Here is a 20,522-nt window from a genome sequence, read left to right as displayed (position 1 = left end):
ATATCAGGGGACATCCTATGAAGAAAGGCTTTAGAGACTGTATTATTGTCGGCTTTGCGCTCTTTGCAATGTTTTTCGGCGCCGGGAATCTTATTTTTCCGCCGCTGCTTGGGTTTATGACCGGCAGCAAATGGTTTATTACGTTTATCGCGTTCTCTATTACCGGTATTTGTATTCCGATTTTGGGCATTTTTGCAATGGGGAAAGCGGGCGGCGATGTACAGCACTTTGCCGGCAAGGTTCATCCTGTGTTTGCCAATGTGTTCGGTACCGTTATTATGCTGGGTATCGGTCCGCTGTTAGCGCTGCCGCGGACTGCCGCAACCACGTATGAAATTGGAGTGCTCCCTTTCAGCGCGTCGATAAGTCCCATTGTCAGTTCTATCGTATTCTTTACTATTGTGTTGATCTTTTCTATTAAGCCGTCAAAGGTTATCGATACCATCGGTAAATATTTAACGCCGGTGCTTATCATCGTGCTTGCCGCTATCGTTATCCGTGCCTTTATCGCACCGCTCGGGCCGCTTGAGAATCCTCCTCCGCAGAACTTCTTTTTAAAAGGCTTTTTGGAAGGGTACCAGACGATGGATGCGCTGGCAGCTATGTTGTTTGCAACGATCATCATCAATAATATCAAAGAGCGTGGGTATTCCGACCGAAAATCGCTGTTAAAGATCAATCTTTCTGCCGGATTAATTGCTGCGGCAGGGCTGTTGCTGGTATACGGCGGCTTGCTCCATGCCGGCGCTTCGGCTTCGTTGGTGTTCCCTAAAGATATCAGCCGAACGGCGCTCCTCATCAATATTTGCGCGAGTTTATGGGGTAATGTCGGAACGGCTATTCTGTCGATTTCGATTGCCGTTGCTTGTATTACCACTGCAATCGGTTTGACGGCCACAGCCGGTCATTTTTTTAAAAAATTATTCCATAATAGGGTCTCTTATGAAGCGATTGTCATTGTCGTGTCGGTATTCAGCTGCTGGCTCGCCAACTATGGAGTAGAAAACATCATCCGCTATTCGGTACCGCTTTTGGAGGCGCTGTATCCGGTTTGTATTCTTTTAACGATTATGAATCTTTTGGATGATTATATTCCCAATCGCTATTATTACGTCGGCGGGGCTGTCGGTACGCTCTTAGTGAGCTGTTTGCAGGCCTTTGCTTCAACCGAAGGTATTGTAAACGATTTCCTCAGACTGTTCGGCACAAAGCCTGTCTCATTCGCAGGCTTGGCTGCACTGTTGCAAAAGCTTCCGCTTTCAAGCATCGGGGTTGCGTGGCTTGTTCCGGCAATCATCGGTGCATTCTTGTTCGGGCTACTCGGCGGGAAAGGCACGGCGGCAAAACAGACTGCGTAACACCGTACAAAGAATTGAGCGATGCCCTAATAAAGTTTTATATAACAAAAAGGCTATGAACGATAGTTTTGGGGCATCCTCATTTCAGCTTCTATTTCTCTTTCGAACTGATTTTTTCTGCAATCTTTTCTTTTGATAAATTAGGATTTTCTGAGATCGCCTCGAGAACCATTTTTACCGGCTCATTTAATTCGAACATCACCATAATATCGTTAGGATGAACTGTATATTCAGGTTCTGCAATTCCGTATTCTCTACAAAGTCTACAAATCTTTTCTACCCCACGCCCCCAGCTTTCTATAAAGCCGGCTCTAAAGAATGTGTTTGAAATATCGGGATTGTGTGGTAATGAACGGTGTTTCTGCATGAGAGTTTCAGCCGTCCAGCTGACTGGGAAAATGCAATCATTACTGATATAGAGTTTGTCTTTATAAACACTGATTTGAACTGGGACACCAACAGAAAAATCCTGATGAATAAGTAAACCTGTTCGGAAATCTCCGTTTCTGAACAGGTTACCTTAAAATGCGATGTTCTAAATCGTGCCATTTGTGCGATTTAGAACTCGTCGACCTATTCGAAAACGCAGTTATCGAATAGGTCTAGTGCATTGAAAACAGCTTCACGCACGGCGTCTTTAGGAAATGGAAAATGCTCAATTCTTGTAATGTTATCATAAGAGATTTCAGCAGTCAGATATTTTGTATAAAGTAAGTCTATTACTCTGTCAGAATTTCGTTTTTTTGCCGATAGTGTAACTATGAATATTATCACGTATCATGCATCCGATATGGATACGGTGCAAAATGATTCCGTGTCGTTTGCTGTTCAGCTAAAGCGTAAAAATGAATATACAGGCGGGCAGGCTCGACAAGCGGCGGTAGCCGCCGATATGCGCTTTTTTTCCGATTTTCAGAGTACAAATATACCGTATACAAAGAAACGGGTCGCTTTTAATCATACTATTCCATTGATGCGTTTGAACCCTTTGCCTTTTTTGCTGATTTTCAGTATTCTGTATGCGGTGTTGGCGGTTCCGCTATTGCGCAGCGGCGCCGGTTCTTATCCCATTCGGACAATGAGCTTTAACGAAGAGCCTTCGTTAAGCCGCGCGATTCATTCGTATATTTTTCCGGAACAGGAAAATTTCGCCGATCAAGAAGCGGCGCCTGTTGCGGAGGGGTATGTTTCGACGGTAACGTTTAAAGATTATACGGTGAGGAAAGGCGATACCATCAGCGGTATCGCTTCCCGGGCAGGATTGCGGAATTTTGGAACGCTGCTATCGGTTAACAATATCGATAACGCGCGCCGGATTAGCGCCGGACAGGTGCTGCGTATACCTTCGACGGATGGTCTTTTGTACACGGTGAAAAAGAACGAAACCCTTGCAGGTATCGCAGCAGCTCATAAAGTAAGTGTTACGGCGTTACTTGATGCAAATGATTTAACGCAGGAAACTTTGGCAGTCGGGCAAAAGCTTTTTATCCCCGGCGCATCGCTTTCGTCTTTTGAGCTGCGAAAAGCGCTCGGCGAGCTGTTTATCTATCCGATACGGGGCAGGCTTACCTCACCGTTCGGGTACCGGAGCGACCCGTTTACGGGGGTACGAAGCTTCCATTCGGGCATCGATTTAGCGGCGCCGACCGGTACTGCGGTAAAAGCGACATTAGACGGAAAAATTGCGGAAACGGGATTTAACCGCATTTTCGGAAATTATGTTATCATAACCCATGATCGTGGGTATCAGTCCCTTTACGGTCATTTATCTGCGATTTATGTAAAGCGGGGGCAGTATGTCACGCAAGGTGCGGCCGTGGGTGCGGTCGGTAATACGGGATACTCCACCGGCCCGCATCTGCATTTGTCTATTTATAAAAACGGGAGCTTGATTAATCCTTTCTCCGTTCTAAAATAGGCCGCTATACTGAATTGTGCAAAGCTGATAACAGATTCTGAGGTACATTTTTTATTAACGTATCACAGGGGATGTCTAAAAAACAAGCTTTTTAGAGATGCCCCACAGAATATATTTTAGGAGGATTGTGTGAAACGAATTGTATTCACTTTATGTGCATTATTGAGTGCATATACACTCTTATTTGCTTATAACCCGCCCGGAGGAGGAGAAGCTGCCAATACGTTCTTTTCTCCCGATTTGCTGGGCGGTCAAGCAAGCGCTACCGGCGGACCGTTCGGGGATGGAAATCCTGCCGAATCGGCAACGAACCCTGCCCTTCCTGCGTATGAGCAGCGGGTTATTTTTGACCTTTCGTATGCTGCCGTTGTCGGGTTTAATAAGAACACCGCAAACGATTTCGGATTAAAAGGCCATTTGGCAAACATCGATTTTTTATATCCGGCTCGATGGGGTGTTATCGCTACCGATGTTCACTTTTTTACTTCATCGTTTAATTCTCTGCAATGGGGTACAGCCGGTTCGATGCGGTTTTCGTATTCAAAGGATTTAACCGATAAGCTGGCGCTTGGTATCGGTCTATATGGTATTGTCGGCACCGATTGGGGCGTAGGAGCCGATATCGGTGTCCTTTATCGGTTCGGGGATCTCGGATTTGCGAAGGATTCAAAAGTCGGCGCTTCGATTACCGGAATGGGTAAGCCGTATAACGCCGGCAGGGGTGGTATAAAAGGCGCCGACAAAACGAGCGGTTTCCCCGGTATGGTTACTCCCCGCGTCGGTTTTGCGACCACCTTTATTTCGGTGAAAAACTTTAAGCTTGGTATGGCTTTTGATCTATCCTTTCCGACATTCCAAAACCTTGTTTTTGATACCGGTTTGCACATGAAGTTTGCCGATATGGTTACCTTTAAAACCGGATGGAACTTTAATCTTGTTGAAACGCTGAAACATCAGCAAACCTATATTCCGTCATTTGCTCTTGCTTGTTCAATTAAAATTAAGTCAAAAGATGCGAATGAAGCGAATGCGTGGGAACAGAGCGACATTACTCCGCAGGTTGCCGTTAAACCTTTTTATAATAATATCTGGGCAATCGGCGCAGGGGTAAATGTAAAGGTTGGAAAAGCCGACACGGCAGCTCCGGTGATTAGTATCGATTATCCCGAAACAAAATACATTTCTCCCAATAGCGACGGCGTGCAGGATGTGCTTGAAATTCCGTTATCCATCACTGATGAACGCTATGTAATGGCATGGGAGTGTGTTTTTGAGAACGAAAAAGGTGAGGTTGTCCGTACCATTGCAAACAAGGAATCCCGTCCGCAATTAAGTGGAAAGTCCTTCTGGAAACTTTTGACAAAAGCAAAATCAGGTGTTGAAGTACCGGGGACGCTGCGGTGGGACGGTATGCTCGACTCCGGTTCGGTTGCGCCTGACGGAACTTACTATTTTACGCTTACTGCTTCCGATGATAACAACAACACGGCAAAAACGGAACGGTATGCCGTTATAGTTGATAATACGCCGCCGGTTGTTACCGTTACACCTCCTTCCGGTCAAAATGCGTTGATTTTCAGTCCCGATGGGGATGGAAACAAGGATACGTTCCTTATCAAGCAGAGCGGCTCCGTTGAAGATAAATGGGTTGCAACCGTTACCGATTCTGCTAACAAGGTTGTGCGCACAGCCGACACCGTAAAGGCCGCTCCCTCCGACTTTATCTGGGATGGGAAGAATGATGCAGGTGAATTTGTTCCCGATGGTATTTACACCTATAAAATTGCCGCTACCGACCGTGCCGGAAACAGCGCCTCTCAATCGGTGCCCAATATCATCGTAGACACTATCAAACCGTCGGTCGGTATTTCCATTAGTACCAATGCCTTTTCTCCGAACGGGGACGGCGTAAAGGACACCATCACTTTATCACCGGCAATTCCGATTCAAACCGGCTTACAGGAATGGAAAATCGATATTCAAAACGCAAATGGAACCACGGTGCACACGATAACCGAAAGCCGTATCGGGGCAATCACCTTTGACGGAAAAGACAAGAACGGAAAAGTTTTACCGGAAGGCGATTACAGAGCAACACTTTCCGCACGGTATGTAAACGGATATGCACCGAGCGAAACATCTCCGGTATTCACCCTCAATGTTACTGCACCTAAAGCAACGGTAAAAGCGTCGACTGACATTTTCTCTCCGGACGGAGACGGAAAGCTCGATACGGTTACCTTTACACAGCAGCTGAGCGCCGGTGATACGTGGACAGCCGAAATTTATGCGCTTGACGGCGCCGGTAATATGAGCGGCAAGCCGGTGCGCAACTTTGCAATTACGAAGGATAACGCTGCAAGTTTTGCTTGGGATGGGCGGAACAACTCAGGGGCTTTGCTCGCGGACGGAAAATACGCCTACCGCTTAGTAGGTAAAAATGACGCCGGCAATACCGGATATTCGGCGCCTGTTTCGGTTGAGCTGAATACCGAAAAAGCGGATATCATTTTGTCTGCAAATATGCTGGCATTCTCGCCGAATAAAGACGGCGTACAGGATACGATTGTATTCTCACCCAAACTGAAATCGAACACCGCAGCGGCTTCCTACACCTTCAGCATCTACGATAAAACGGGTGCTGCCGTAAAAACGGTTACAGGAAACGGTACGCCGCCCGCGTCAATCAGCTGGGACGGTATTGCCGATGCGGGGGATACAAAAGGGCAGCTGTGTGCTGACGGTTCATACTCCGCCGCTATCGACGTAACGCTCACCAACGGACAGACGGCTAAGTCTACTATCCCCGAAATTACGCTCGATACGAAATATCCCGAAGTGGAAATTTCCGCACCCTATCTGGCATTCTCTACGGATAGTGCGGCAACACGCCCGAATTTACCCGTTACGCAGAAATCTTCCGCAGAAAACCTGTGGACGGGCAGCATTACTGCTTCCGGTAATAGGGAAGTACGAAACTTTGCATGGGAAGGGAAAGCTATCGATTTTGTCTGGGACGGAACCGATGCTTCGGGAAATAAAGTTCCCGACGGAACCTACCGCTATACTATTTTTGCGCAGGATCCGGCAGGTAATAGGACAATCAAGTCTCTTGACAATATCGTGATTGACTCGCGAGTTCCTAAAGCGTATATCACTGCGGAACTGCCTGCATTCTCTCCCAATGGAGACGGCATAAAGGATACGCAAAACTTGACCGTTCATACGACACTGAAAGACGGGTTGGCTTCGTGGTCGGTTGTAATAAAGCCAGCGGATAACAGCAATGCCGCTCCGGTAAAGACATGGTCATCGGAAAAAGGGAATGCGCTTGCTTCTTCCATTCAGTGGGATGGTAAATCCGATGTAGGCAGTGTTGCTTCCGGCACTTTTGTTGCAGAGCTTTCGCTGCGTTATACGAAAGGAGATGAGCTTTCGGTCAGCAGTGCGCCATTTGTTTCTTCGACAAAAGCTCCTGAACTCGGAGTTAAGATGCTTCCTAAGTATTTTAGCCCTGATAACGACGGTAACGAAGACGAGCTCTTTATTAACCTATCCGCAAAGTCGGATACGCAGTTAAAGCAGTGGTCGTTTGAAATCCGCGAACCGGAAGATACCGGCAATAAGCTATTCTGGAGTACCGGCGGAAAGAATAAGATAACCGAGCAGATTGTCTGGGATGGCCGTTCGTTAAAGGGCGAAACCGTACAATCGGCTACCGACTATCCGTATACCTTTACCGTAACCGATGAAGTCGGACAGACCTCCGTTGTTAAGGGGTATATCCCAATCGATGTACTGGTTATCCGCGATGGAGATAAGCTCAAAATTGCCGTTCCTTCTATTATCTTTAGAAAGAATGCCGCCGACTTTGAAGGACTCGAACAAAATGTCGTTGATCGGAATGTTAAGGTATTAACCCGTATTGCGCAAATCTTGAATAAGTTCCCCGAATACAAGGTTCAGGTTGAAGGACATGCGAACAACGTAAGCGGGACGGAACGTGAAGAAAGAGAAGACCTTATTCCGCTTTCGGGCGCACGCGCCGATGCTGTCCGCAGATTCCTGATCGAAAAAGGCGTATCCCGCAGTAGATTGTCGTCTGTCGGTATCGGCGGTACAAAGCCGATTGCGTCGCTTTCCGATAGGGATAACTGGTGGAAAAACCGCCGTGTTGAATTTATCTTGATTAAATAACAAAATAATGTTGAATACCGCCGGTTGAGGTACGATGTGCATTAACCGGCAATTTGAGAAATCCGCAGGCGGCGAAGCTGTTTGCGGATTTTTTTTAGCCAAAGGAGCAGAAATGATGCAGAAAATACTTAACCTTATCGGACTTGTAGGGCAGTCCTGTGCGGGGAAAAACATGGTTGCGGACTTCCTTGAAGAAAAAGGATATGCCGTTATCGATGCTGATAAGGTTGCACATACGGTTCTGCAGGAGCAATGCGAGGCGGTGATAGCACGTTTTTCCCCTCATGCTGCAAAGCGGGGTTTACAGCTGCGGACACAGGAGGGGGCATTGAACAGAAAGGCGTTGAGTGTCCTGCTTTTTTCGGAACCGGCGCTACTGGCGGAACACGAAGCTTTTATTCTCCCCAAAATTGAAGAGCGTATCCGCTTTCTTATCAAAGATGCTTTAACCGAATGCCCAAACAGGCCGATTGTTCTCAATGCGCCGACACTGCATAAAACCTCTTTAACCCCCGAATGCTCGTTTATTCTTTACATCAAAGCGCCGTTTTTTATCAGACTTATCCGGGGCAGAAAGCGCGATAATATCCCGCTCTGTCGGCTCATTGCCCGTTTTTTACAGCAAAAAGATTTCTTTGCTCAATACCTTTTGCAAAATGCCGATATTGTAAGCGTGGTAAACGCTCATTCCGTGCAGTCTTTACGGAAAAAAAATCGAGCGCGTACTGCGCGAAAAGGGTTTTTGAGGGCAGCTATGGAACAAAAGAAAATTTTATGGGTTATCCTTTCGGTAAGCTTATTCGTATTGATTATTTTCGGTATTGCACTATTTTTATATTCACCGTCGCGAAATAGCGCAACGGCATTGGCCGGCGGGGAAACTGTTCCTTATGAAACGGCCGGTACTTCCGCCAATGTTGATCCTGACTTATGGGCACGAGACCCCGATAGGGTTGCCGGACTGGATAGAACCGCTCCCGCTGCTGCCGGAAACATTATCAATTTGAATAATCTGAATATCATTTCCACCGATGGGCAGAGCGACCAAACAAACGGGATTGACGTTTCCGATTTAACCGTGCAGGCGGGAACTGCCGACGTTTCCGGTCTTCCTAAAGAATTGGCGGAACAAATCGGTATTGATACCGCTCCGGAACAGCCGGAAGAACGCGCTGCCTCTACAAAGAAAGAAGAACCTCCTGCACAGTCGCCTAAAACATCTGAGGTGCAAGCCCCGTCGAAACCGGCTGTGGAAAAGAAGCCCTCTACGCAAGCGAGTGTTTCCGTTACCGTTAAACCTAAGGCGAAAACGTCGGCTAAACCTGCAAAGCCTGCTGTGCCGCAAGTTCAGACTCTTTATTGGGTTCAGACCGCTTCGCTTGCAAGCAGGATTAACGCCGAACGCGCACGGGATAAGCTTGCGGCGCAGCACATGAAAGTAGAGATTTTTACAAAAGAAACGTCGGCAGGCTTAACACACCGCGTAAGAGTCGGTCCCTTTACCAATAACACCGAGGCAAAATACTGGCTAAATAGCATCAAAAAAATTGAGGGCTTTGAAAAAAGCTATGTTACGGAAGAAAAGGTAAAGACGAATAGTTAAAAATCGAACTGGTTTTTTAGTGATAGCTTATAGAGTAAGCCGGAAAAGGGAGCCGTTGTTTTACCGGCTCCCTTTTTTTATATCAAAAGCGTGGGATATCAAAAGCGCTTCTTGTTTTTGCACGGATAACGTGATATATTCTATAGATACTGAATTATTTCGTTATCCAAAGCCAACGCAATTTTTGGTAGGGCTGTCCAAAAGCTGAAAGCCTATCTAAGGGGGAAAGGATGTCTTGTCATAAATATAGCAAATATTTCGTATATATCGGTATGCTTATCGCTTTGGTTTTTACTGCTTCCTGTAATTTGCAGCCTTTTTCAAGCATTAGAGTAAAAGCAAGTCCTAAGGTTTATTTGCCGTTGGGGGCGGAGGAAATTACAGTAAGTGATATAGATAAACAACTGAGAGATATTATAGCTTCAAACGGAGATTCGTCTTCCGGTACAAAGGCGCGTATATTTCGTTATACTCCGTCCGATGCAACAGGTGAAGATAAAAATCAGTTGCGTTATTTAATTCACTATCCTATCAAATCTTTAGACTTTGATCTAAGCAATTATTTCGGAGAAAATGCGGTTTCAAGCGACACGGGACTTTCATACAAGGTAGATGAGAAGATTTCCATTCCTACTTTGGACACCACCCAAGTGTGTACCATAGCGGAGCCTGATGTGATTAATACTAAATTACTGGAGGCTTTTAACAATGCTGATTCGTCGACGCTGCCATCGATAAATATTCCGGCTGACACACCGAGCGAAACTTCGATACCTGTAAATATTCCTATTAACTTTGAAGGTTTTGAAGAACTTACGTTCGAGTACGATGCTTATTTAACACTGTCGGCAGAGCTTCCCACTGGTATGACGTGTTCATTTTCCGATGCAAAACTTACCAGTAACGGCAATACATTTGACGGACATAGCCCTTACGGTTCCTCAAATGTGGTAAAATTTTATCTTGGTGGTAGGTCGATAGGCAACTCGCTAACCCTTACAGGGATGATGACTCTGCACGACAGCACATCGTCGGGCGGCACGGTTACGTTCAAGCGTACCCTTGAAGGAACGATACAAGAAGTGAAAGGCGTAAACGCCCATCTTGAACATCTTACGCCGGGCAGCGCTCAAACTGTTGAATTGCCGCTGCCGGATGATTTTAAAAAAAGCCGTTATCGGAGAAGGAACTCTGCAGTTTGCATTCCGACAGCCTGAGGGGTGGAGCGGGATAGAAATAAAAGAGAAAACAAAAATAGCACAGGCGGAAAAAGACGGTGTGCAGGGGCTGAATATTAATCCGTCAGAATTTCGTACCTTAGGAGAACCGATTAAGCTTGCCGGTTTGACGCTCAATGATTCAAAAACGCTGACGTATACGCCGGAGCTTGAGGTAACATTAAAGAATGCAACGTACCGCAAACCATCCCAATCGCTGACTACCGAATTCAGCTTTTCCATCCGGAAGTTTACCGAACTTACTTTGAAAAATAGAGATACGTTTGTAATAGCAAAAACCGAACCTATTCCCGAAGCCATGAAAAAATGGATTAATAAGATAGAGTTTAAAGAAGTGAGTGCAACGGTAACGATGGACAACGGATTGCCGGAAGGGAACCCTATAAAGCTGACGCTTTCGTCAATTGCGCTTAATATATCGTCGCAATCACAAGACTTCCCCTCCCAAAAATCAACGGACCGCACCTACACAAGTATTGCAGATTGGATGTTGGATGTGGAACATACGGCTAATCTTGATTTGAATGCTGCAGTGGAACTTCCCAATTATAACGATAGTGATAAGACGTTTACTTTACAAAATATTTCTACCGGTACGGACATAAAAGTTTCTGTAAAAACAAAGTTTACTCTTGATTGGAAAAAAATTACGTTGAAAGCGCAAAACGGTCAGTCGTTTTCTTATCCTCAGGGGGACAATAGCTTTATTGATCTCTCTGCCCTTTCAAACTTGAAGAAAGTGCATCTGAAAATGCCTGATGTACCGGTATATGTATATGCGGGCACTGCCTCCGGTTTATTGGCTGATAAGTCGATAAAAATAGGGCTGTCTGCGCGCTATACAGAAGAAGGTAGTAGCACTCCCCAGTCGATGACGTTCTGCAGTGAAACTGACTGCACATTACACAACTTTCCTGCCGATAAGTTCGTTGATACTAAAAAAGAATATACGGAGACGATTCCTTCCTACAGTTTCGCTATAAAACGTGGAGTTACCGATAGTACGCTCGCGGATATCTTGAATAAATACCCGACTGGTATACAGCTTGCGTATACATTGACTATGGACAAAATGGACGTGGAGCGCGCAACCTATGACGATATAATAAAAAACGGAGAAAAGGCCGAAATAAAGCTCGATGTGCTTTTAGATGTTCCGGTCGGTTTTACAATCGATACGCCCGACCCAATATCGCTTATGCCGTTTATGAAAAAAAATAGGCGAAAGGGATCTCTTAAATAGAACAAGTGCAAACGATAAATTGCTTAACGAACAAATTATGGATGCATTGCAGTCGATACGGTTGAATGCAAATATTCGAAATGACTCGGGGTTCCAACCGTCTATTATATTTCGAGCGAAGACGGAGAATGGCTCTGTGCTCATGGAAAAAGAACTGTCGTCGGCTACCGGAGAAGGGGAATTATTACAATTCACTAAAGATGACTGGGATACGCTCCAGAATACATATCCCGTATATCCTGAAATTCTTCTTCAATTTCCGGCAGATAAACAACGCACTGTTAAGATTAATAAGGATTTTGCCGTGTCCGCATCGTTCACTGTCTTAGCCGAAACGGATATCGATTATTCGATGAAAGTGAACTAATTACCGGAGCATTCTGAGGAAAATAAAATGAAAAAAAAATATCTTATTGTATTATGTATCGTAATAGGCATTGTTACAGCGTTTGGACAGGATGCGACAAGTGCTGCTACCGATTCAGAAATATTGACTGAACAAGGAGCAATGCCCGGCGGCGTCAAAGCCGACGAAGCAACGGCACAACCTTCTCGAGAAAACGAGGCGGCTATGCCCGAAAACGAAACACCCGCTGCCGTTTCTGTTGACAATGACGACAGTACCGCGCTGCCTTCTGCTGCGTCTGCCGAAAATACTTCTGCTGAGCCTGTTGCTCATACAGATACCGGTGTAGCCGAATCCGTGACTTCGTCAGCTCCAAACATAAATGCTAAAAACGAATCTTCCGGCGCGGGAACGGTAATCGTCCCTGAACAGAACACGAAAGAGCAAGAGCATGCAGATGTACTACAGCCCGTTGAAATGAATGAACCGACGGAGCGGTCTAAGCGGCGCTCGCTTTCTATGCATTCGGGATTAACAATTGCAGCCAGTGGTGCAAACAATGCGTTTTCTTTTCAGGACTTTTTTCAGCCGGAACTGGTTATCGACCTTAATACACTTTCAGACAAGACGATAAAGTCAGGTATCCATGCAAACGTTTTATTTAACTTTGATTGGTTCTTTCAATTTACTGTACTTGAAGAGCACACTGTAAAACTCTCCACCACAGTTAATGTGGATGGATGGACGAATGTCTCAAAAAGTTTGCTCGATCTTATCGCAAAAGGAAATGAGGCGAATGCAGATGGAAAGGCAATTAAAGGAGCTGTCAATGCAAAGCTCAATGCTTTTGCCGACACAGGAATACTGTATCAACTGAAAAAACCGAATTACGGCTTTTCTGCCCGGCTTGCGTATTTTATTCCGCTTGCATATATGGAAAATCCGCAAGCAACAGTCACCTTATCACCCAAAAAAAACGGAGAGCATATTGAAGGGCTGATCATGGAAGCGGAAGGCACAGCAAATATTTATGGGTATTTGCCGGCAATGGCAGCGAGGAGAGGCATTTCTGTTCCCGAACTTTTAAAAAACGGTGGGCTCGATCTTAGTTTAGGTGGATCATACAGCCCGACAAAGTGGGTTACCGTTACCGGCGGGGTAAATTATTTGCCACTTATGGTTGTACAAATGAATACGGGGCTGCAGAGTCATTTTAAATTTGAAGGTTCGGTAGACAATCTTTTAAGCGCTATCGGAGATAAAAATAAAGAAATTTTTACTCAAAATATGAAAATGGATGAGCTCTCCGATAAGTTGCCTCAGAAAAAAATTATGCGTCCGTGTAAGATTCAAATCGGGGCAGATTTTAGACCGTTTCAAAATGATTATTTGATCTTATCACCGTCTTTTGCCTTTCCGGTTATCAATGCAAAGCCGTATTATGTGGACGGGGGACTTAAAATTGAAAGCCGGTTTGCAAAAGTGCTTGGGGTCTATTTGGATATCGGATGTATCGAACGAATGTGGCGACATGAACTTTGCTTTTTTATTGCTTCGCGCGGTTTTACACTTAACCTTGCCGCATCGGTTGCGTCACAGGATTTCAGGCGTACGTTTACCACTCTATCCGGAGTTGGGGTAAAGCTTGGCGTAGGTATCGGTTTCTAGGATGTCCTTTTGAAAATATACGACGCATCTACTTCGTCATACGGCAAAAAAAGTGTCCTCAACGTATCATAGATACGCCTGCGGTTAATTTGTGCTCGCGCCTTGTAATTTCAGAACGGATACGGATGTCCGTAAAATTTAATAGAAGCGAGATTTGTGGTATGCACAAATCTCGTCGTTGAGAAGCGTACACGGATGTACGCTTCTCAACAAGCTATTTTCAAAAGGCTAACGGAAAGCTATATCCGTGTGTGTCCTGATGCGTTTGCCTTCCTTCTGTGCGAAATTTTGCTTAAAATTTCGCACATTTTTTCCAACAAGCGGGTAAAATGCATCAGGTAGAGTAGATAAAAAACGCGGAAAAATTGATACTATGAGACCATTTGAAACGCGAAGCGGTTCAACTCTGGTCGAATAGTATCAATTTTTCTGCGGGGTTGTTAAAAAGCAACCTGATGCGTTTACCCTACAAAGACCGATTGAATTTTTTTTAAAAACATGTAAACTAATGCTCAAATTTATTCCGACATGAGGGGGCGGGTATGATATACTCCGGGTCTGCGAATTTGGCAATTCTGGCGTGTCCGGGCGGCGAGCACTTTGCCGATGCGGTAATTCAGCATTTAAGGCGTATTTATGTAGAAAAACTTAATAGAAAAATAGATAAGTTAATAAAACGGTATAATTTACAAAAAGAAAACCTCATCCGAGACCTCAATTTTTATAACGATCTTATTTCTTCCGGTTTACATGAAAATAATGAGATTGAAAAAATCCGTATTCCTCGGTTTAAAGTGAATGCCCGTTTTACCTACTTTATGAATGGCGAATTTAAGACGGAAATACTGGAATGTATTCGTGGAAAGAATGTCTGTATTTTTCAGGACGTAGAAAATCATTATCCGCTCTGGGTGAATGAAGGTAAGAATCAACACGTTTTTTCGGTCAATGATCACCTTATGTCGATGATGGTAACCATCGACGCCGTTCGGTATGCCGGAGCTGCGCATATTACGCTTGTTGTTCCTGTGTATCCGTATAGCCGTCAGCATAAAAAGAAGGGGCGTGAAGGATTGACTGCCAGTATGCTGGGACATTTTTACGAAACGCTCGGCGTTGATCAAATTATTACGTTGGATATCCATTCCCGCGAGATTGAAAATTCCTTCCATACTGCCCGAATCGAAAATCTTCATGCAAGTTATCAGATTATTCGAGAGCTGATAAAAATTGAAAACCTTGCAGATCCCAATGCCGAGCTTGTTATTGTTGCGCCGGATAGCGGGGCGGTAGACCGGAACAAATTCTATTCCAGCGGTCTAAAAAAACCGCTTGCAATGATTTACAAAGAGCGTGATTATTCCGTAGTTACCCAAAATGCAAAGCAATCCAATATTGTAAATATCAATCTACTAGGCGATGTAAACGGCAAAACTGCTTTCCTTGCCGATGATATGCTCGGCACAGGCGGAACCTTGTTAAAGGCAATGGAGTTCCTCAAAAGCAAGGGTGCAAAAAAGGTTATTGCGGCTGTGAGTTTGCCGTTTTTTACCGGCGATGCAATCCAGCTTTTTGATGAAGCATATAAAAAAGGCCATTTTTATCGCATCATCGGTACCAATGCTGTATACCACGAAGAGCTGCTCAAGAAGGAATGGTATATTTCAACTGACGTTTCAAGATTATTTGCGCAGGCTATTTCGCGGTTGCATCATAATCAGTCTTTGAGTGGTTTGTTGGATAATAGAGATATTATCGAGCGGATATTGCATACAGCGGATTCGAATGCACAAAATAAGACAGATAGCCAATAAGACTAAGCAAGACTGGAACTAGTATGGATGTAAAACAATCCTCGGAGACTACTGTTGCTATGCCTAAGAAATCAATGTTTCCCCATCAGGCGGCGTGGATAAAACCCGTTATCATTTTTATTATGATGCTGATACTGCTTATTCCGCTTGCGTTTATTCGCTCACTTGTTAATGATCGGGAAGGGTACCGGCGGACTGCCGAAGCGTCTATCATGGAACCTGCTGGGGGAGAACCTGTTATTGAAGGCTTGCTGCTTGCCGTGCCATATAACGAATTGGTTGAATATACGGATGCTTCCGGAAAGGTTGTTCAAAAAGAGAAAAAAACGGACTATATTCTCACAGTTCCGGAAACATATAATCTGGTAACACAGATTAATCCTTATCACCTTTCGCGGGGTATATTTACCGTACCCGTTTTTAACGGCGAGCTTGCGATTACCGCTTCGTTCTCCGCCTTTCAATTTAGTCAATTCAATATTGCGGAAAAAAATATTCGCTACAAAGATGCTGTCCTTATCCTTGGGATAAAAGATAAAAAAACATTAACCGCTTATCCTGCACTTCACGGGAACGGTAAGCCGCTGCTTGAAGCGCTGACTGCCCCTGCCGGAGCATCTCCGTTTCGCAATGCCGTTTATTACATGGTGCCGGAAGATACCGTGCGTTCCGGCTTTTCGATTGAGGGTTCTGTTTCCATACAAGGAGGTAAAAGCCTTTGTATCGTACCGCTTGCTGCGGATAACAGTTTTACTGTGCAGTCGACATGGTCTGCTCCCAGTTTTTCGGGTGGATGGCTGCCAAAGAGCCGTACACTCGACGATTCGGGTTTTTCCGCCGATTGGCGTATTTCCGGTTTAAGCACGGTATTTCCCCGTAGTTGGAAAGCGCAGGATTTCAGTATATCCAAAGATACGGATGTGTATGATGAATATAACGGCTATAAGGCAAAAGCCGTATCGGAGATCCGTAGTTCGCCCGAAACGGTAAAGATCGGTTTTATTACACCCGTTAATCATTATTCGCAAGTAAAGCGGTGCATTACTTATGCGCTCCTTTTTTTAGCGGTTCCGTTTTTAGCGATATTTTTATGCGAATTATGGAGTGCGGTGCGGATTCATCCCATCCAGTATTTTCTTATCGGGATTGCCGACATTTTATTTTATTTGCTGTTATTGTCTTTTTCCGAACATGTTTCGTTTAATCTCAGCTATTTGATTGCTACGGCAGGCGTATGTACCGTTGTCGGGTTTTATACTGCTGCAATTTTTAAGCGGATACGTTGGGGTATTCTTTTAACTGCGGTACAAGCCATATCCTATTTTTTATTGTTCGGCATATTGCAATCGGAAGATTATGCGCTGCTTATCGGCAGTATCGGTATCTTCTGCGTTGTTGCGCTGCTGATGTTTCTTACGCGGCGGGTTGATTGGTATAGTACTCGTTTTGCTTCTGTGCATACTCATTCGGAAGTTGTCAACGACGATATAAACCAAATGCTTGCGAATGACGAGTCTTTCTCCGGCGACGTTACATAGGTTTATGCATCACGGTATTTTCTGTGCCGATATTGGTACGTCGTCGTTAAAGGCGGCATTTATTACCGAGGACGGAACGGTTCTCAAGTTTATACGCTTGCTGTTTCCGCAGCCTGTTCAAGCGGTAGACTGGATTCAAACCTTTTTTACCGCATGGAGCAGCTTACCGGCTGATTATGTGATAGACGCAATTTGTATTTCGGGGAACGGCCCTTCACTTGTCGCCGTACCCCAAAACCGCCGTGCGCCGGAAGCAAGCATCAACGCTGCCGGACGCATACCGAAGAGTCATATCAACGCCGCATCTCCTCGGTCTGCCGTATCTTTATCCTCCGCTGTTTCTCCCGATGATGTTGTTAACGGTATTCTTGATGCGGCTAAAGGCGATACCCTGTTTTTATGGAATGAGCCGGTACCGCAAGGGCTTACCGTACTGGCGCCGCAGGGGATGCCCATACGAGCGTCGCAGGAGGATACCGTGTCGGGGCGACAGGGGGCTGCCGTACCGGCGCCGCAGAGTGTTGCCATACGAGCGCCGCAAGATGGAACCGCAGCGATCCCGCCGGTAGGAGCCTCTCTTTTTTTGCCGCGGATTGCGGCGTTCCGTGCAAAGTACCCTGATGTATTTAATAGCGCTGCTCAGCTTTTTTCCGGGCCGGAATATGTTTCTTATCTTTTAACCGGGGCGGCGGTAACCAGTCTCCCCGATCCGCGCTACGAGGCGGCGTATTGGAGCAAAGACGAGCTTTTCCGGTTTGCAGAAGCACTGCATATCAATACGGAAAGACTGGCCGGTTTGTTGCCGCCGTTTGCAGCCGCCGGTACGGTGATGGGACGCTTTTGTGGTATTCCGGTTATCGCCGGTGTACCGGATTTTATCGCGGCGCTTATCGGGACGGGAACGCTGACGGCGGGTACCGCCTGCGACCGTGCCGGCTCAAGTGAGGGCATTAACGTCTGTATCTCGCAGCCGTGCCGTTCCGAGAAAACGCTGCTGCTGCCATCGGTTATGCCTGATTTGTGGAATCTGTCATCCGTTATTCCATCTTCCGGCGCAGCGTTTTCCTCGTTTCTGGTGTCTCACGGCTTTTTGGGTAACGATTACATTGCTGCAATGGAACGGATCGCAGCGGAACCGTTCGTTGCTTCTGGTGCATACCCCGCGACCTTTGCGGGACAGGGGCGCGCGTTTGTAGAGGCACTTGCTTTCCGTATTCGGCACGGCTGTGATTTACTGGAACAAGCTTCCGGTTTTCATCCCGTGTATACCTTGTCCGGCGGGCAGGCGCATAATGCGCTTTGGTGCCAAATGAAAGCCGACATGACTGGCAGAACTTTTGCGCTTCCCGCTTTTGCCGATGGAGAATTGATCGGCGATGCGGCATTGGCGCTCTTCGGTCTCGACAGGGGAGACAACCTTGCCGCTATCGCACAGCGGCTTATCCGCATCAAACGGTACTACGAACCGGAACAGGCTGCTGCACAGCGGTATACGGAAAAATACTTGTTACATTCTGAAACTGCATGAGGTAGTAGAGATTCCGTTGCTTTCAGAAATGAATCCGCAATCCGTTTTAGCAGCCGCTGTGGTTGTTAATCCTGTTGTTTTAAAATCCCCTTGTTGTAAGCGCTAATCAGCATTTCCAAGTTTTGGACTTTTTCCTTCATGTCGGCGCCGGTGTCGGTATCCGCAACCCGCTTTCGTTCAACCAAGGTTTCAATCACCTCTTTTGTAGATTCAATGTCGAAGCCTTCGCGCAAAACCTTATCCACGGACTCAAACGGGTGGTGGCTTATCAGCGTCATTCCGTAAGAATTATAAGTGAGCGTGTAGCCTGCGATGCCGGTAGTCTTTTGGTAGGCTTTTGAAAATCCGCCGTCGATAACCAAAAGCTTGCCGCCCGCTTTAATCGGACTTTCCCCCTTGGCAACCTTGACCGGCGTGTGCCCATTGACGATGTGTGCATTACCGCTTAACCCGAATTCCTTGAGTATCTGCGCGGCAAGCGTACCATCATCCCGCTCCATCAGCTTATAATACGGCGAGGACGGCTCCTTATGTGTTGCCTTATCATCGATAAAGTAGCGCTCAAAGGTGGTCATCTTCGTTTTGCCGAAAAGGGTTGAATCCTGATTGCACCACAGGAACCAGAGGAAATCCGCATTTTGACCGGAAAAGTAGGCTTCCCGCGCCATCTGGTCGTATTTATCCATCAAGCTTTTGCCGTAATATACGGCGCCGTCTATCTCCTTCTCCTTAAAACTGCCATCCTCATTCAGCAAAAGGCACGCATGGAAGAGCAGGTTGTCGTTATAGCGCCGGTACATACTCCCTTTTGCATACAAAAACCGCACATGCTGTTTGAGCTTTTCGCTGGTCATAAACGTATTGGTCAGTGTGTCGATAAGGTACTGTTCTTCGTCGGTGAGCGCTGTTTGATGCGCAGGGTTGACAGTCGGGAACGAGGTATCGTTCAAGGTGTAGGTCTTTCCTTCAATTTCGATGGTACCCGCTGCCGGATTAAGGGTGCGCAAAAGCCTGCGGTGTTCCATATTATACGAAGGGTTCTGCTCGATGATATTCTCTTCAATTTTGAATTGTATGATGCTGATTGCCTTATGCATTTTTGCCAGCAGTTCCGCATCGACATCAAAAGGTTTTTTATCGTTTACTTTTGGCATAAACCGCGTGCAGGGGTCGTCTTTATACACATGCTGGGCAAAACTCACTAGCGGTAAAAGGCTGATTCCATACCCGTCCTCGATAGCGTCGATATTGGAATAGCGGAGTGCAATCCGTATCGCTGTTGCAACACACGCACGGCATCCCGCAGCAGCCCCCATCCAAAGGATATCGTGATTGCCCCACTGGATATCAAGACTGTTCTGCGCCATCAGCGTATCCATCACCTTATGCGGGGACGGGCCGCGGTCAAAAATATCACCGATAATATGCAGGTGATCGATGGTACATTTTTTTATCACTTCGGACAGCTCGATGATGAATAAATCCGCACGTCCGTATTCCACGAGGCTTTTGATAATTTCGCTGTAATAATCCTTTTTGTTAAAGCGGTGTTCATCTTCCTGCAGCAGCTCTTCCATTATGTAAGCAAAACTCTTCGGTAGCAGTTTTCGTACCTTCGACCGCGTGTACTTTGAGGCTGTCGCCCGCGCTACCCGTACCAGCCGGTAAATAGTCAGCTCGTACCAGTTTGTAATATTGGCCTTCTTGTCCGCTTTGATCAGTTCGAGTTTTTCCTTAGGATAGTAAATGAGCGTGGTGAGCTCTTCCAAATCGTCAATGCTGACCGTTGAGCTGAGTTCTTCGGAGACTTTCCGCCGGATAGCGCCCGAAGCATTCTGCATCACATGATTAAACGCCTCCGCTTCTCCGTGTATATCCGTTAAAAAATGTTCGGTGCCTTTCGGTAGATTCAAAATAGCTTTCAGGTTGACTACTTCCTCAACTGCTGTCGTAACATTGGGGAACAAGCGGGAGAGTAAATCCAAATACTTTATATTGTGCTGTAGGGTTTCTGTCGGTACGTTTTTCATATAATTTTCCTTTATTATACGGTAATACGCATATGGTCTTT

13 protein-coding genes are annotated in these 20,522 nt (G+C 45.9%); 11 read left to right on the top strand and 2 right to left on the bottom strand.

The annotated features are described in order from the left end of the window. Window positions 1-17: 17 nt before the first annotated feature. A complete protein-coding gene (brnQ, locus tag GWP40_RS01130; protein WP_212565707.1) occupies window positions 18-1,358 on the top strand; it encodes a branched-chain amino acid transport system II carrier protein in 1,341 nt (446 codons plus the stop codon). A 91-nt stretch (window positions 1,359-1,449) separates the two neighbouring features. Here brnQ and GWP40_RS01125 read toward each other — a convergent pair whose 3' ends face one another. Next, the gene (locus tag GWP40_RS01125) at window positions 1,450-1,836 is read right to left on the bottom strand and encodes an ATP-binding protein (protein WP_414162759.1); all 387 of its coding nucleotides are present in this window, start codon (window positions 1,834-1,836) and stop codon (window positions 1,450-1,452) included. Window positions 1,837-2,118: 282 nt separating this feature from the next. Here GWP40_RS01125 and GWP40_RS01120 point away from each other — a divergent pair, with 282 nt between their 5' ends. From GWP40_RS01120 to GWP40_RS01080, 10 genes are all read left to right on the top strand, one after another. Continuing rightward, window positions 2,119-3,276, top strand: a complete 1,158-nt coding sequence (locus tag GWP40_RS01120) for a peptidoglycan DD-metalloendopeptidase family protein (protein WP_212565706.1) — start codon at window positions 2,119-2,121, stop codon at window positions 3,274-3,276. A 129-nt stretch (window positions 3,277-3,405) separates the two neighbouring features. Next, on the top strand, window positions 3,406-7,473 hold the full coding sequence (locus tag GWP40_RS01115; RefSeq protein WP_212565705.1) for a FlgD immunoglobulin-like domain containing protein: 4,068 nt from the start codon (window positions 3,406-3,408) through the stop codon (window positions 7,471-7,473). Window positions 7,474-7,585: 112 nt separating this feature from the next. After that, the gene (gene coaE / locus GWP40_RS12480) at window positions 7,586-9,076 is read left to right on the top strand and encodes a dephospho-CoA kinase (RefSeq protein ID WP_230974514.1); all 1,491 of its coding nucleotides are present in this window, start codon (window positions 7,586-7,588) and stop codon (window positions 9,074-9,076) included. A gap of 230 nt (window positions 9,077-9,306) precedes the next feature. Next, window positions 9,307-10,293 carry a hypothetical protein gene (locus GWP40_RS12475; protein WP_230974513.1) on the top strand — a complete coding sequence of 329 codons (987 nt, stop codon included), beginning with the start codon at window positions 9,307-9,309 and terminating at the stop codon, window positions 10,291-10,293. Beyond that, entirely contained in the window at window positions 10,181-11,557 is a 1,377-nt protein-coding gene (locus tag GWP40_RS12470; RefSeq protein WP_230974512.1) for a hypothetical protein, read from the top strand. The genes GWP40_RS12475 and GWP40_RS12470 overlap by 113 nt, the downstream gene beginning before the upstream one ends. Window positions 11,558-11,699: 142 nt before the next feature. After that, on the top strand, window positions 11,700-11,924 hold the full coding sequence (locus GWP40_RS12465; RefSeq protein WP_230974511.1) for a hypothetical protein: 225 nt from the start codon (window positions 11,700-11,702) through the stop codon (window positions 11,922-11,924). 27 nt (window positions 11,925-11,951) lie between these two features. Then, on the top strand, window positions 11,952-13,571 hold the full coding sequence (locus tag GWP40_RS01095) for a DUF5723 family protein (RefSeq protein ID WP_212565704.1): 1,620 nt from the start codon (window positions 11,952-11,954) through the stop codon (window positions 13,569-13,571). A 542-nt stretch (window positions 13,572-14,113) separates the two neighbouring features. Next, window positions 14,114-15,385: a ribose-phosphate diphosphokinase gene (gene prs / locus GWP40_RS01090; protein WP_212565703.1), complete on the top strand. Its 1,272-nt coding sequence runs from the start codon at window positions 14,114-14,116 to the stop codon at window positions 15,383-15,385. Between the two features lie 23 nt (window positions 15,386-15,408). Beyond that, window positions 15,409-16,923 (top strand): cell envelope integrity protein CreD, encoded by a 1,515-nt coding sequence (gene creD, locus GWP40_RS01085; protein ID WP_212565702.1) that lies wholly within the window; start codon window positions 15,409-15,411, stop codon window positions 16,921-16,923. Between the two features lie 4 nt (window positions 16,924-16,927). Beyond that, window positions 16,928-18,451, top strand: coding sequence for an FGGY-family carbohydrate kinase (locus GWP40_RS01080; protein WP_230974509.1), 1,524 nt, complete (start codon window positions 16,928-16,930; stop codon window positions 18,449-18,451). 65 nt (window positions 18,452-18,516) lie between these two features. Here the strand turns inward: GWP40_RS01080 and GWP40_RS01075 are convergent, their stop codons facing one another. Beyond that, window positions 18,517-20,481, bottom strand: coding sequence for a fructose-1,6-bisphosphatase (locus tag GWP40_RS01075; RefSeq protein WP_212565700.1), 1,965 nt, complete (start codon window positions 20,479-20,481; stop codon window positions 18,517-18,519). Between the last annotated feature and the right edge of the window lie 41 nt (window positions 20,482-20,522).

This window comes from Treponema vincentii, assembly GCF_018336815.1.
In the GTDB taxonomy this organism is placed as follows: Bacteria; Spirochaetota; Spirochaetia; order Treponematales; family Treponemataceae; genus Treponema.
The sequence above is the reverse complement of the archived record's forward strand: the minus strand, read 5'-3'. Positions and strand labels throughout refer to the sequence as shown.